Here is a 13,838-nt window from a genome sequence, read left to right as displayed (position 1 = left end):
CCGGAGAGGATGAACCCATGACCCGCGATTTCAGCACCGTCGACCAGACCCGCGAGGCACTCGCCGAAACCGGCTACCTCGCCTCCGACGCGATCGCGACCACTGTCTTCCTGGCGGCCGCGCTCGGCCGCCCGATCCTGGTTGAGGGCCCGGCCGGGGTCGGCAAGACCGCGCTCGCCAAGGCGATGGCGGCGGCCACCGAGCGCGCCCTGATCCGGTTGCAGTGCTACGAGGGCGTCGACGAGGCCCGCGCGCTGTACGAGTGGAACCACGCCAAGCAGTTGCTGCGCATCACCGCCGAGCGGGACGCCGACTGGGAGCACGTGCGCACCGACGTGTTCGGTGAGGACTTCCTGCTCGAACGCCCGTTGCTGAAGGCCGTGCGCAGCACCGACCCGGTCGTGCTTCTCGTCGACGAACTCGACAAGGCCGACGAGGAGATGGAGGGCCTCCTGCTGGAACTGCTGTCCGACTTCCAGGTGACGATCCCCGAGCTCGGCACGATCGAGGCCCGGCACCGTCCGCTGGTCGTGGTGACCAGCAACGCCACCCGCGAACTGTCGGAAGCGTTGCGCCGCCGCTGCCTGTTCCTGCACATCGACTACCCGAGCGCCGACCTCGAGCAGCAGATCGTGCAGTTGCACGCGCCCGGGCTCGGCGACGCCACCCGCGACGCGCTGGTGCGGGTGGTTCGGGCGCTGCGCGAAGGCAACCTGCGCAAGCCGCCGTCGGTGTCGGAGACCGTCGACTGGGCCCGCACGCTGCTGTCCCTCGGCGCCGACGAACTCGAACCGGCCTTCGTCGAGGCGACCCTCGGGGTGCTGCTGAAGCACCAGGAAGACATCGAATCCGCCCGCACCGCACTGAAATTGTGAGCACGCTCGACCGACTCGTCGGCCTCGCGGAGGCGATGCGCACGCACGGCCTCGAGGTGGGATCGACCGAGACCACGACCGCCGCGCAGGCGATCGAGGTTCTCGGCCTCGACGATCGGCGCACCCTACGGGAGGCGCTCGCGGCCACGATGGTGCGCTCGAGCGACGGCCGCGCGACCTTCGATCAACTCTTCGACCTGTGGTTTCCGGCGGCACCCGGTGCCCGCACCGGCGACCTGCGCGGCGCCGACCTCGACCAGTTGCGCGCCGAGCTCACCCGAGCCCTCGCCGAGGGCGACGAGCAGCGCATGGACGAGATCGCCGCAGCCACCCTCGAACTGCTCGGCCAGGTGTCCCCCGGCGACGAGACCCGCGGCTGGTCGTCGGTGCAGGCGGTCGACGCGCTCGCCCCGCAACGCCTCATCGCCGACGCCCAGGCGATGGGGCGCGGCGAGGGCGACGGCGACGGTGAGGGCAAGGGATCGGGCAGCGGCTCAGGCGGATTCACCGAACGGATCGACCGCGACGAGATCCGCGCCCGGGTCGCACAGTTCCGCCGCCAGGTGGAATCGGAAGCCCGCCGGCGCAACACCGCTGTCCGCCCTCGAGAGCGCATCGCCCGGTACGGCGTCACCGGACCGTCCGATCAGCGCGACTTCCTCGCGTTGTCGACCAAGGACCTCGACCAGCTCAAACGCCAACTCGACCCGCTGACCCGCAAGCTGGCCGCCAAGCTCAGCCGCCGGCGCCGCGCGCATCGCGGCGGCATCGACGTTCGGCGCACGCTGCGGACGGCGATGGCCACCGGCGGTGTGCCGCTCGACCCGGTCTACGCGCACCGTAAGCGGCACCGTCCCGATGTGTTGCTCATCGCCGACATGTCGGGGTCGGTCGGTGGTTTCAGCGGGTTCACGATGCTGCTGATGCAGGCGCTGCACGGGCAGTTCCGGCATGTGCGCACGCTCGGCTTCGTCTCCAGCACGGCCGACATCACCGACGTGGTCAAGAACGCCCCGCCCGGCGTCTCGCTCACCTCGTGGGCGTTGTCGCAGGCCGCCCTCACCACCCGCGGTCGTAGCAGCAGCTACGGCAGCGCTTTCGACGATGTGCTCGCCGACTTCGGCGACGTGATCGGGCACCGCACCACGGTGCTGATCCTCGGCGACGGCCGCACCAACTACGCCGACCCCGGGCTCGACGCGCTGCGCGAGATCGCCCGGAGCTCGCGCAGCACGGTCTGGCTCAACCCCGAACGCGCGTCGTCGTGGGCCACCGGCGACTCCGCGGCCGACGAGTACTCCCGCGTCGTCACCATGCACGAGTGCCGCAACGTCGCCCAACTGCGACTGTTCGTCGAACGGCACCTGGGCTGAACTCCGGACAGTCGCTGCCCGGACGCTGCGACGCGACCAGCCATACTGGTGCCCGTGCGTTTTCGAAAGCCCGTCGCCCTCGCCAGCTCCGTGCTGGCGGTCACGGTGGTGATGTCGTCCACAACCCCGGCGCGTGCCATCCAACCGACCGGGTACGCGTTCTCCGGCACGCAGGTGACCTTGGCGAACGCCGAGACCGGCGGCCCCGCGCTCACCCCGGGTCTGCACCGCACCCAGTTGCCGAACGACGGATCGCCGCGGTCGTTCACGATCAACCGCAACCAACTGCGCACCTTCGTCGCCAGCGTGCTCACGTACGAGAAGAACGGCAGCAACCTGCTGCTCGCCGACGACCACGAGACCGAGGTGAAGATCACCAGCCCGGACGGCGACGACTGCGACACCCAGAAGGAAACGCTGCGCGAGGGTGAGCCGGCCGGCATCGTCGTCACGAACGTCGGCTTCGACGACGACGAGAAGCTGAGCCGCAACGGTTATGTCGGCTCCACCTGCCGGGAAGCGACGACGCTGAACGTCACGGTGGCGCACACCGGCGGCGGTGCCGGGTCGACGGACGCGGAGATCCTCATCACCGACGAACCGAAGGGTGTCGGCGACACCGGCGCGGCAGCGTCCGCCGCCGAGCGGACCGCGATCAAGGCACCCGCGCAGGCGCCCAAGGACGAGGTCGCTCCCGGCACCGGGTTCGCCGGTGCGGCCACCCTCACCCCCGGCACCTACCCGGTGAAGTTGAAGGTCGGCGCGCGCATCTTCTACAAGGTGCGCCTGGACTGGGGTCAGCGCCTCGCCGCCACGATGACGGTGCCGGCGAAGGACAGCAACTTCGGATCGCCGATCGCGCTCGAGTCGACGATCTCCATCTGGTCACCGCAGCGCATCTTCCTCGGGGTGCAGCCGAAGGACTACCAGTTCAGTCGTGAGGCGTCGATGTCGGCGAACAACTCCGAGGTCAAGACGATCGGCAGCTACACCGCCGCCGTCCGGTGGGCCAACCGCAGCGCGTCGAGCGGCGACAACGGCGAGATCGCCTACGCCACGGTGCCGTTCACGAGCGTTCCCGGTTGGTACTACGTGTCGGTCAACACCCAGCCACGCACGCCCGTGTCGTCCGACACCCCGGTGCCCGCCACGACGCCCGACGTGCCCGCCGAGCTCAGCGTCGCCGTCGTGGGTGAAGCACAACCCGGGCCACGCCTGGTCAACTCCGCCGGAGCCGAGGTGGCGGCGCCGTCCGCCGGGCAGCTGAGCGTCGGTAACGGGGTCAGCCAGGACGACCCGTTCCCCTGGGTGAAGACGGGGCTGAGCGCCGTCGCGATCCTCGCCGCGGGCGCAGCGGTCGTGTGGGGCTTGCGCCGCAAGGCCTAGCCGGCGCGTTCGCCCGCGACGGGCGGTTCCCTCCGGTCACTCCGCCGCGGCCCAGGTGTACTTGCCGTCTGCATAGGTGCAGACACGCGGCACCCCGCGCTGGTCGTTCTCGGTGGTGCCGACGTCGGACCAACTGCACTCGGCGCCCATCCGGGCCAGACCCGGAGTTTCCTTCGGCCCGTCGTCACCGGGCAACCAGATCGCTCCCAGCGCGGCCAGAGCCACCAGCGGGGCGCCGACGATCGCACCGAGCCGCTGCACCCGTCGGGCGCGTGCGGCCCTGGCGGCAGCGCGGTCGACCGCCCCCGCAGCCGCACCACCGGGCTGCCCCACAGGCAGAGCCGTGGTGGCGCGCCCGGCCTGAGCCGGGGTGGTGGCACCGTCCAACGCAGTCGTGCTCGCACCGGTGGGACGGAAGTCGCCCGACATCTGCCCCACCGGCGGCAGGTCCGACCGCACCTCGATGCGGTCCTGCGGCTGCCAGGCCGGCTGTTCGAGCGCCGCGAGCGCCTCCCGCGCACTCGCCGGACGTCGGTCGATATCGGGATCGGCGAGCCGAACAACGGTGTGCCACAGCGAATCCGGCACATCGTCGGGACGCGGCGGGAGGTCGAGGGCGTCGGTGCGAACGTGCGCGCGCGGCTTGTGGCCGGTGAGCAGTTGGATGCCCATCATCCCGACCGCGTAGAGGTCGGACCGGGGATCGGGGTCGTGACCCCGCAACTGCTCGGGGGCCAGGTAGCCGGGCGTGCCCATCACGATGCTGTGGCTGGTCAGGCGCGGCGCGTCGACCGAAACGGCCACACCGAAGTCGGTGAGCCACAGGTGCGGACGGTCGGTGCCGGTGGCCGACAGCAACATATTGGCTGGCTTGATGTCGCGGTGCACCACGCCCTGCTCGTGCACCGCAGCCAGCGCGTCGAGCAGTTGGCGCAGCAGTTCCGCCGCGTACGGCGCCGGCAACTTGCCGTAGCGCGACGCCAACCCCGAGACCGAGCCGCCCTCCACCAGCGGCATCGCGATCAGCACGCGGTCGTCGACACCGGCCCAGGACATCGGGGTGACCACGTTGGGGTGGTGGATGCGCATGCCCTGCTCGCGCATGAACCGCAACAAAGAGCCGGCGTCGGACTGCCGTAGCACCTTCGCGGCGATGATCGACCCGTCACGCAGGTCGTATGCGCGCCAGACGCCGCCCATGCCGCCCTCGCCGATCATGTCGATCAGCTCGTAGCGTCCCGCGATGACTTCCCCCACGAACGGGGAGTTTATGCGATTCGGCACGGCGCGGCGGACTGCCGCACCGTGCCGATCGTCCGTTTCGGGGTCGACCCTCGACCGGTCAGCCCCCGAAGGTCGCCGGGTCGGGTCCCAGGCGGGTCCCGTTGTCCAGCAGCGCAATTGCATCCATCGCGCGCTGGGAAAGCTCAAAACCGAAGACGTCGAAGTTCTCGGCGATGCGCGACGGCGTGACCGACTTGGGGATCACGACGCGGCCCTGCTGCAGGTGCCAGCGCAACACCACCTGGGCCGCGGTGACGCCGTACTGCGAGGCGATGTCGGTGATCGTGGCGTCGGACAGGATGTCGCCACCCTGGCCGAGCGGGCTCCACGCCTCGGTGACGATGCCGTGCTCCTCGTGGAAGGCGCGCAGCTGCTTCTGCTGGAAGTTCGGGTGCAGCTCGACCTGGTTGATCGCGGGGTACTCCCCCACGGCGGCGTGCAACTGCTCGAGGTGGTCGATGTCGAAGTTGCAGACGCCGACGGCGCGCACCTTGCCCTCGGCGCGCAGCTGCTGCAGCGCGCGGTAGGTGCCGACGAAGTCGCCGGTGCCGGGCGCGGGCCAGTGGATCAGGTAGAGGTCGATCGCCCGGCCGAGCCGCTGCTGCGAGGCATCGAACGCGGCGAGGGTCGACTCGAAGCCGTGGTCGTCGTTCCACACCTTGGTGGTGAGGAAGACGTCGTCGTCGGTTCCGGCGGCGGCCAGCGCCCGGCCGACGCCTTCCTCGTTGCCGTAGATGCGGGCGGTGTCGACGCTGCGGTACCCGACGCGCAGAGCCTCGGCGACGGCATCCTCCGCGGCCGCGTCGTCGACCTGCCAGACGCCGAACCCGAGCTGCGGCATCTCGATCGCGTGGCCCTCGGCAACGGCGCGCAGTGCGACGGTCGGAACGGCGGTGGTCTGAACGGTCTGTTCGGTCGTTTGTGTCGGTTCGGTCATGGTGCAGACAGCACCCGCGACCTCGTCGTTATTTCCTACCGGCAGGTTGCCACCCCACGATGTGGCCCAACCCACATGTGGCTAGGCTGCGGCCCATGCCCGAACTGCGCAAGGTCTTGATCGCCAACCGCGGCGAAATCGCCGTCCGAATCGCCCGCGCCTGCAAGGATGCCGGCATCGCTTCCGTCGCCGTCTACGCCGAGCCCGACCGCGACTCGCTGCACGTGAAGGTCGCCGACGAGGCCTACGCCCTCGGCGGTTCGACGCCCGGCGAGTCCTACCTGGTGCAGGAGAAGCTGCTCGAGGTCGCCGCCGCATCCGGTGCCGACTCCGTGCACCCGGGCTACGGCTTCCTCGCCGAGAACGCCGAGTTCGCGGCCAAGGTGATCGACGCCGGGCTCACCTGGATCGGCCCCGGCCCGGAGGCGATCGACAGCCTGGGCGACAAGGTCAAGGCCCGCCACATCGCGCTCGACGCGATGGCGCCGCTGGTGCCCGGCACAAAGAACCCCGTTTCGGGCCCCGACGAGGTCGTCGCATTCGCGAAGGAGCACGGCCTGCCGGTCGCGATCAAGGCGGCGTACGGCGGTGGCGGGCGCGGGCTGAAGGTGGCCCGCACGATGGAAGAGATCCCCGACCTCTACGAGAGCGCGGTGCGCGAAGCGGTCACCGCCTTCGGCCGCGGCGAGTGCTTCGTCGAGCGGTTCCTCGACCGCCCGCGGCACGTCGAGACCCAGTGCCTGGCCGACCAGCACGGCAATGTCGTCGTGGTCTCCACCCGCGACTGCTCGCTGCAGCGACGCAACCAGAAGCTGGTCGAGGAGGCGCCCGCGCCGTTCCTCACCGACGAGCAGCACGCCGAGCTGCTGCGGGCCAGCAAGGAGATCCTGCGCCTGGCCGGTTACGTCGGCGCCGGCACCTGCGAGTTCCTCGTCGGCCCCGACGGCCACATCTCCTTCCTCGAGGTCAACACCCGCCTCCAGGTCGAGCACCCCGTTTCCGAGGAGGTCACCGGCATCGACCTCGTCCGCCAGCAGTTGCGCATCGCGGCCGGCGAGAAGATCGACTTCGACGACCCGGAGCCGCACGCCCACTCGATCGAGTTCCGCGTCAACGGTGAGGACGCCGGCCGCAACTTCTTCCCGGCCCCCGGCACCATCACCAAGATGACCGTGCCGAGCGGCCCCGGCGTGCGCTGGGACGCCGGCATCGTCGAAGGCGACACCGTCGCCGGCGCGTTCGACTCGATGATCGCCAAGTTGATCGTCACCGGCCGCACCCGCCAGGAGGCGCTCGAGCGCTCCCGGCGTGCGCTCGACGAACTCGTCATCGAGGGCATGCCGACCGTCGCACCGTTCCACCGCAAGGTGGTGTCCGACCCGGCGTACGCCCCGGCCGACCCGAACGAGAAGTTCACCGTCCACACCCGCTGGATCGAGACCGAGTTCGACAACGACATCGCGCCGTTCGCCGGCGCCGCCGGTGAGGCCGAAGAGACCGCCCCGCGCCAGTCGCTGGTCGTCGAGGTCGGCGGCAAGCGCATCGAAGTGTCGCTGCCCGGTGACCTGCAGCTCGGCGGTGGCGGTGGTGCCGCGGCGGGCCGCAAGAAGGCCCCCAAGCGCGGTCGCAGCTCCGGTGGCGGCGCCGCCGCCAGCAGCGACTCGGTCACCGCACCGATGCAGGGCACGATCGTCAAGATCGCGGTCGAGGACGGCGCCACGGTCGCCGGCGGCGACACCATCGTGGTGCTCGAGGCGATGAAGATGGAGCAGCCGATCACCGCACACAAGGACGGTGTGCTGACCGGGCTGAAGGCGACGATCGGCGAGACTGTCAGCGCCGGCGCGGTGCTCGCCGAGATCAAGGACGTCGAGTAGCACGTCCTTCTCACGAACAAGGCGGGACCCGTTGCGCTGCAACGGGTCCCGTCTTGTTTGTCCTGGTCGCGCGGCGCGCCGCGCCGATGTTCAGGCGGTCTCGAGGTCCGTCATGGCCTGCAGCAGCATCCCGATGGTGTCGGCCAGGAATGCCTCTCGCTCCGGTTCTGCGACGTTCAACGACGCGATCGCGACGCCTTCGAGCGCGGCCACCATGGTGCGGGCGCGGCGCAGCGAATCGCCCTTGTGGTGCGCCTCGACCAGCGTGCGGACGACGTCGACCAGCGCCCGCCGCCAGACCCGCATCGGCTCCTGCAGGCTCGGCGTGCGCACCGCCTCCAGGCTCAGCTCACTGAGGGTGAGCAGCAGGGCAGGATCGCGGGCGAGACCGACGAGCAGCCCGGTGGTGCCGGCAACCGCCGCGGAGGGGTCGGCGGTGTCGGTCGGCAACCCGGCCGTGAGCATCCGGACGTCGCCGAGCAGCTTCTCGGCCACGTGATCGGTGAGGGCGGTGAGCAATGCCAACCGGGTGCGGTAGTAGACCGAGCAGCTCCCCTCCGGCAATCCGGCGGCTCGATCGACCGCCCGATGGGTCAGTCCACGCAGCCCCGACTCGCCCACCACGGCGATGGCACAGTCGAGCAGATGGGCTTGCCGGGCGACGGTGCCCTCGGGTCGTGCAGTGTTCACGGATCCGAGACTGTCACAATCGGGTTCGACCCGTCGCCCGGGTGCACCCGCAACACGCGGCCAGCACCCGTCCGGCACGCGCACGCACACTGGAACACGGGTCGGACAACCACAGCGACCACCTTGAACCGACCACCGGAGGGCCACAGCACATGAAGTGGGTCAATCTCATCCCGCTGCTGATCTTCACCGCGCTCATCGTCGGTGTCATCTTCGTGGTGCGCCCCCGCGCCCGCCGCAGTCGGCACGCCGCGTGGGAGAAGGCGGGTCTGCTGCCGCATCAGGTCGACCCGGACAGCGTCCGCAACGACGACGGGCCCACCGACGACGACAACTGAGCCGCAAACGCTTCACTCCCCGACAGACGCTGCCGTTGCAACGGTTCTGCAGCGTTTGCGGAAGCTGTCACTACAGGCGTAGTGTTAAAAACACATCGTGCACTACATCTGTAGAAAGGTTGGAACCATGCAACTCATCCCCGGCTTCGACACCGGCTTCTTCGTTGTCCTCGCGGTCGCGCTGCTGCCCCTGGTCGCCGTGCTCGCCACGATGGCCACCCAGTTCTTCGCGCGTAACCGCCGCGAGCGGATCGCCACCCAGCAGCCGCTGGTGCGCTACTACAGCCACTTGGTCACCGCGCACTGACGCACAAACTCCCAGCACGCACTGCGCCCCGGCCGAACACGGCCGGGGCGCAGTCGTCGTACGACGTCGGTCAGATTTCCGACTGGTGCAGTCGGCGCGCCGCCTCGGCAATCGAACCGGTCATCGACGGGTAGACCGAGAAGGTCTGTGCCATCGCGTCGACCGTCAGCCGGTTCTGCACGGCGAGCCCGATCGGGTAGATGAGTTCGGAGGCCTGCGGCGCCACGACGACTCCCCCGACGATCGTGTCTGAGCCGGGGCGCACGATCAGCTTCACGAAGCCGTCCTTGATGTTGCGCATCTTGGCGCGCGGGTTCGTCGACAGCGGCAGCGTGACGACCCGTGCCTGGATGCGGCCCTCGTCGACGTCGGCCTGCGAGTAGCCGACGGTCGCGATCTCGGGGTCGGTGAAGATGTTGGCGCAGACGCCGCGCAGGTTCAGCGGCGCGACCGCGTCGCCGAGGGAGTGCGCCATCGCGATTCGACCCTGCATCGCGGCGACCGACGCCAGCGGCAGCACACCGGTGCAGTCACCGGCGGCGTAGATGCCCGGCACCGAGGTGCGCGAGACACGGTCGACCTGGATGTGACCCGACTCGGCCATCTCGACGCCGACCTCTTCGAGGCCCATCCCGCGGGTCTGCGGGATCGAACCGACCGCGAGCAGCGCGTGCGAACCCTCGACCGTACGGCCGTCCTCGAGCGTCACCGTGACGGTGTCGCCGTGCCGCTCGGCAGCCATCGCACGTGAGCGGTTGAGCACCTGCATGCCGCGGCGACGGAAGACATTCTCGATGACGGTGGCGGCGTCGGCGTCCTCCCCGGGCAGCACCCGGTCGCGGGACGACACGAGCGTGACCTTCGAGCCGAGGCCGAGGTAGGCGTGGGCGAGTTCGGCACCGGTGACACCCGAACCCACCACGATGATGTGCTCGGGCAGTTCGTCGATGTCGTAGATCTGCTGCCAGGTGAGGATGCGCTCACCGTCGGGCATCGCACTGTCCATCACCCGCGGGGTCGTGCCGACCGCCAGCAGGATGATGTCGGCGCGCACGTCCTCGGTGCTGCCGTCGGCGGAGGTCACTCGCACCGTGCTGTTGTCGACGACATAACCGGTGCCGTTCACGACCCGGCAGCCGACGCTCTCCACCTGAGCCCGGATGTCGTAGCTCTGCGCCTGGGCGAGCCGCAACACGCGCGAGTTGACCTCACTGATGTGCGCCTGCGCATGTTGGTCCTCGTCGTGCCCCTCGAAGTGCACGCCGAGACGTCCGGCTGCCTTGAACCGCGACATGAAATCGGACGTCGCGATCAGCGTCTTGCTCGGCACACAGTCGGTGAGCACCGCGGCGCCACCGAGGCCGTCCTTCTCCACGATCGTCACGGCGGCACCGAGTTGGGCGGCCACCAGTGCGGACTCGTAACCACCCGGGCCACCACCGATGACCACAACTGACTTCTGTCGACCACTCACGGGGCCCATCCAACCACGCAGTAACCTGCGACAACCCAGGGTCCGGCTCGGTACTGTGACCGCCGTGACCAATGCAGCGAGCAACCAAGCGAGCAATGAAGCCAGCCGGCCCGTCGACTTCGACGCCGTCGACCCGTTCGATCTGGCTGATCGCGCGGCGGAACGGATCCGCGAACTCTCCGGCGTCGACAAGCACGACGTCGTGCTCGTGCTCGGCTCGGGATGGGGCGACACCGCCGACCGACTCGGCGAGACCGTCGCGACCATCGACAACGAGCAGGTGCCCGGCTTCGCCAAGGCGGCCGTAACCGGCCACAAGGGCACGATGCGCTCGATCCGCATCGAGGGCACCGACAAGCACGCGCTGGTCTACGGCACCCGCACCCACTACTACGAGGGACGCGGCGTGCGCGCCGTCGTCCACGGCGTCCGCACCGCTCGCGCGGCCGGCTGCGACACCGTGGTGCTCACCAACGGGTGCGGCGGCCTCAACGTCGACTGGGCGCCGGGCACCCCGGTGCTGATCAGCGACCACCTCAACCTGACCGCCAACTCCCCGCTCGAAGGCGCCACCTTCGTCGACCTCACCGACCTCTACTCCCCTCGCTTGCGTGACCTCGCCCGCGAGGTCGACCCGGCACTCGCCGAGGGTGTCTACGCGCAGTTCCGCGGCCCGCACTACGAGACCCCCGCCGAGGTGCAGATGGCGAAGGTGCTCGGCGCCGACCTGGTCGGTATGTCGACCGCACTGGAAGCGATCGCGGCCCGACACGTCGGCCTGGAGGTGCTGGGCATCAGCCTGGTCACCAACCCGGCCGCCGGCATCAGCCCCACCCCGCTGTCGCACCAGGAAGTCATCGAGGCCGGCCAGGCTGCGGCCACCCGCTGCGCCGACCTGCTGTCGCAGATCGTCCGCAAGCTCTGACCGAAGCTCCGCCCGAAGCTCTGACCGAAGGGACAGCCGTGTCCGAACAGAAGACCGCAAGCGGCCTGCACGACGAGGTGCGCGCCTGGATCGCCGACGACCCCGACGAGCAGACCCGCGCCGAGCTCACCGATCTGCTGCAGCGTGCGGACGGCGGTGACGAGTCCGCGTCGGCGGAACTCGCCGACGCCTTCAGCGGCCTGCTGGAGTTCGGCACGGCCGGCCTGCGCGGCAAGCTCGGTGGCGGCCCGAACCGGATGAACCGGGTGGTGGTGATCCGCGCCTCGGCAGGTCTGACGACCTACCTGCAGGAGTCGCTCGGACGCCGCGACGTCACCGTCGTCATCGGGTTCGACGCCCGGCACAACTCCGATGTCTTCGCCCGTGACACCGCGGCCGTGGTGACGGCGGCGGGCGGTCGCGCACTGGTGTTGAGCCACCCGCTGCCGACTCCCCTGTTGGCGTTCTCGATCCGCCACCTCGGTGCCGATGCCGGCGTGATGGTCACGGCGAGCCACAACCCGCCGCAGGACAACGGTTACAAGGTCTACCTGGGAGACGGCAGCCAGATCGTGCCGCCGTCCGACGCGCACATCGCGGCCGCGATCGACCGCTACCCGCGGGCCGCCGCGGTGTCGCTGGCCGACGACGGCTGGGAGACGATCGACGACGCGATCGTCGACGACTACCTGCGTTCGGTGGTCGCCGTGGTCGCCGAGGGCGGCGCGCGCGACCTGCGGATCGTGCACACCGCGCTGCACGGTGTCGGCTCGTCGACGATGACCGATGCGCTGCGCCTGGCGGGTTTCACCGACGTGCACAGTGTCGCCGAGCAGGCCGAACCCGACCCCGAGTTCCCGACCGTCAGCTTCCCCAACCCCGAGGAGCCAGGCGCGATCGACCTCGCGCTCGCGACCGCCCGCGATGCGGGTGCCGACATCGTGATCGCCAACGACCCCGACGCCGACCGCTGTGCGGTGGCCGTCGAGGACGGCGGCACGTGGCGCATGCTGCGCGGCGACGAGGTGGGTGCGCTCCTCGGCCACCACCTGGTGCAGCGGGGCGTTCCCGCGGACGCGGTCTTCGCCAACTCCATCGTCAGCTCCCGCCTGCTGGGCGCGATCGCCCGCGCCGCCGGTCTGGCCCACGAGGAGACCCTCACCGGGTTCAAGTGGATCAGCAGGGTCGACGGGCTGCGCTACGGCTACGAGGAGGCGCTCGGCTATTGCGTCGATCCGGGTCAGGTGCGCGACAAGGACGGCATCAGCGCGGGTCTGCTGGTGGCCGAACTGGCCGCCGGGCTCAAGTCGCAGGGCCGCACCGTCGTCGACGTGCTCGACGAACTCGCCGCCACGCACGGCGCCCACCGCACCGACAGCTTCTCGGTGCGGGTCGACGACCTGTCGATCATCGGCACGATCATGCAGCGCCTACGCGACGACGCCCCGAAAACGGTCGCCGGACAACAGGTTTCGAAGGCCGAAGACCTCGCGCAGGGAGCCGGTGGACTGCCGCCGACCGAGGGTCTGCGCTACTACCTGGCCGACGACACCCGCATCATCGTGCGGCCGTCGGGCACCGAACCGAAGCTGAAGATCTACCTCGAGGCGATCGGCCCCGACAAGGCGGAGACGGCCGACCGGCTGGCGTCGGTGCGAGCCGAGATGGAGCGCCTCACCGCACCCTGATCAGGAGCTTTGATCAGATCAACAGGATGCCGACGATCACCGCGACCACCACCGCGGCCCACCCGGCGGCGGCCACGGGAGCGACCACCTGGTGCACCTGCGCGGGCTGCGGCTCGATGCGTCCGCCCGACACCGCACGCTCGTAGTCGACCTTGGCCTCCTCGATCGCGGCGGCCACGGCGCCCGCCGACCCGGTGCGATGCGACTGGCCCATCGGCACCGAGGAGGTGCCGGTGGGCACCATCGATCCGGCCGCGTTCTGCGAGACACCGCCCGACATCGTGGGGCGCTGCGCCGAGATGGCCCACGACGAATATGCCGCGCCGTCGGGGGTGACCACCTTGAGGTTCCAGCGGTCCTCGAGCATGTCGACGGCCGGCCAGGTGAGCCTGACCTCGCGCACCAGGTTGTCGAGGCGCACCCCGTCGGCGCTGAGGCGAACCGACGGCCGGATCAACGACAGGTAGACCGCGCCGACGACCGCGAGCAACAACAGCGTGGCACCGGCCTCGGGGTGGGAGCCGAACGTGATCGCCGCGAGCACGACCAGGAAGATCGCGATCAGGAACCAGCCGGTGACGAACGCGCCACGCTGACGGAAGGTGCGCACGGACGGCTTGGAGCTGGGTTTCGGGCTGAGCTTCGGGTCAGAACTCATCGGGTGCTTCGCAATCGGTTCGGACG

General features: G+C 70.0%; 13 protein-coding genes. 8 read left to right on the top strand and 5 right to left on the bottom strand.

The genetic code is table 11. The features are described from left to right. The first annotated feature begins 17 nt into the window (after positions 1-17). Genes DFJ65_RS07055 through DFJ65_RS07045 form a run of 3 tightly spaced genes read left to right on the top strand, consistent with a single transcriptional unit; the run spans position 18 to position 3,634 of the window. On the top strand, positions 18-875 hold the full coding sequence (locus DFJ65_RS07055; protein ID WP_115922420.1) for an AAA family ATPase: 858 nt from the start codon (positions 18-20) through the stop codon (positions 873-875). Next, complete coding sequence (locus DFJ65_RS07050; protein WP_245950076.1) at positions 872-2,248, top strand: VWA domain-containing protein; 1,377 nt, start codon at positions 872-874, stop codon at positions 2,246-2,248. The genes DFJ65_RS07055 and DFJ65_RS07050 overlap by 4 nt, the downstream gene beginning before the upstream one ends. A 54-nt stretch (positions 2,249-2,302) precedes the next feature. Then, entirely contained in the window at positions 2,303-3,634 is a 1,332-nt protein-coding gene (locus tag DFJ65_RS07045; RefSeq protein WP_147301346.1) for a hypothetical protein, read from the top strand. A gap of 36 nt (positions 3,635-3,670) precedes the next feature. Here the strand turns inward: DFJ65_RS07045 and DFJ65_RS17730 are convergent, their stop codons facing one another. Then, positions 3,671-4,891 (bottom strand): serine/threonine-protein kinase, encoded by a 1,221-nt coding sequence (locus DFJ65_RS17730; protein ID WP_211308382.1) that lies wholly within the window; start codon positions 4,889-4,891, stop codon positions 3,671-3,673. An 85-nt stretch (positions 4,892-4,976) separates the two neighbouring features. After that, positions 4,977-5,855: an aldo/keto reductase gene (locus tag DFJ65_RS07035; protein WP_115922418.1), complete on the bottom strand. Its 879-nt coding sequence runs from the start codon at positions 5,853-5,855 to the stop codon at positions 4,977-4,979. 95 nt (positions 5,856-5,950) lie between these two features. Here DFJ65_RS07035 and DFJ65_RS07030 point away from each other — a divergent pair, with 95 nt between their 5' ends. Further along, on the top strand, positions 5,951-7,732 hold the full coding sequence (locus DFJ65_RS07030) for an acetyl/propionyl/methylcrotonyl-CoA carboxylase subunit alpha (protein WP_115922417.1): 1,782 nt from the start codon (positions 5,951-5,953) through the stop codon (positions 7,730-7,732). Positions 7,733-7,822: 90 nt separating this feature from the next. Here the strand turns inward: DFJ65_RS07030 and DFJ65_RS07025 are convergent, their stop codons facing one another. Beyond that, positions 7,823-8,422: a TetR/AcrR family transcriptional regulator gene (locus DFJ65_RS07025; RefSeq protein ID WP_115922416.1), complete on the bottom strand. Its 600-nt coding sequence runs from the start codon at positions 8,420-8,422 to the stop codon at positions 7,823-7,825. A 152-nt stretch (positions 8,423-8,574) separates the two neighbouring features. Between DFJ65_RS07025 and DFJ65_RS17175 the strand changes: the two genes are divergently transcribed. Continuing rightward, positions 8,575-8,760 (top strand): hypothetical protein, encoded by a 186-nt coding sequence (locus DFJ65_RS17175; RefSeq protein WP_147301345.1) that lies wholly within the window; start codon positions 8,575-8,577, stop codon positions 8,758-8,760. A 127-nt stretch (positions 8,761-8,887) separates the two neighbouring features. Further along, positions 8,888-9,067: a hypothetical protein gene (locus tag DFJ65_RS07015; protein WP_115922414.1), complete on the top strand. Its 180-nt coding sequence runs from the start codon at positions 8,888-8,890 to the stop codon at positions 9,065-9,067. Between the two features lie 70 nt (positions 9,068-9,137). Here the strand turns inward: DFJ65_RS07015 and DFJ65_RS07010 are convergent, their stop codons facing one another. Continuing rightward, entirely contained in the window at positions 9,138-10,541 is a 1,404-nt protein-coding gene (locus DFJ65_RS07010; protein ID WP_425452964.1) for an NAD(P)H-quinone dehydrogenase, read from the bottom strand. A gap of 64 nt (positions 10,542-10,605) precedes the next feature. Here DFJ65_RS07010 and DFJ65_RS07005 point away from each other — a divergent pair, with 64 nt between their 5' ends. Both DFJ65_RS07005 and DFJ65_RS07000 read left to right on the top strand, forming a co-directional pair. Beyond that, positions 10,606-11,466 carry a purine-nucleoside phosphorylase gene (locus tag DFJ65_RS07005; RefSeq protein WP_425452963.1) on the top strand — a complete coding sequence of 287 codons (861 nt, stop codon included), beginning with the start codon at positions 10,606-10,608 and terminating at the stop codon, positions 11,464-11,466. Between the two features lie 38 nt (positions 11,467-11,504). Beyond that, the gene (locus DFJ65_RS07000; RefSeq protein ID WP_245950074.1) at positions 11,505-13,154 is read left to right on the top strand and encodes a phospho-sugar mutase; all 1,650 of its coding nucleotides are present in this window, start codon (positions 11,505-11,507) and stop codon (positions 13,152-13,154) included. A 13-nt stretch (positions 13,155-13,167) separates the two neighbouring features. Here the strand turns inward: DFJ65_RS07000 and DFJ65_RS06995 are convergent, their stop codons facing one another. Beyond that, positions 13,168-13,812 carry a PH domain-containing protein gene (locus tag DFJ65_RS06995; protein ID WP_115922412.1) on the bottom strand — a complete coding sequence of 215 codons (645 nt, stop codon included), beginning with the start codon at positions 13,810-13,812 and terminating at the stop codon, positions 13,168-13,170. Between the last annotated feature and the right edge of the window lie 26 nt (positions 13,813-13,838).

Origin of the sequence: Calidifontibacter indicus (assembly GCF_003386865.1) — a bacterium.
GTDB lineage: Bacteria > Actinomycetota > Actinomycetes > Actinomycetales > Dermatophilaceae > Yimella > Yimella indica.
This window is presented reverse-complemented; position numbering and strand designations above follow the sequence as displayed.

What these genes read in the sequence shown, in the direction of transcription:
- DFJ65_RS17175 (WP_147301345.1), top strand. Translation starts at nt 8,575, where the DNA reads ATGAAGTGGGTCAATCTCATCCCGCTGCTGATCTTCACCGCGCTCATC.
- DFJ65_RS07015 (WP_115922414.1), top strand. Translation starts at nt 8,888, where the DNA reads ATGCAACTCATCCCCGGCTTCGACACCGGCTTCTTCGTTGTCCTCGCG.
- DFJ65_RS07055 (WP_115922420.1), top strand. Translation starts at nt 18, where the DNA reads ATGACCCGCGATTTCAGCACCGTCGACCAGACCCGCGAGGCACTCGCC.
- DFJ65_RS06995 (WP_115922412.1), bottom strand. Translation starts at nt 13,812, where the DNA reads ATGAGTTCTGACCCGAAGCTCAGCCCGAAACCCAGCTCCAAGCCGTCC.
- DFJ65_RS07035 (WP_115922418.1), bottom strand. Translation starts at nt 5,855, where the DNA reads ATGACCGAACCGACACAAACGACCGAACAGACCGTTCAGACCACCGCC.
- DFJ65_RS07030 (WP_115922417.1), top strand. Translation starts at nt 5,951, where the DNA reads ATGCCCGAACTGCGCAAGGTCTTGATCGCCAACCGCGGCGAAATCGCC.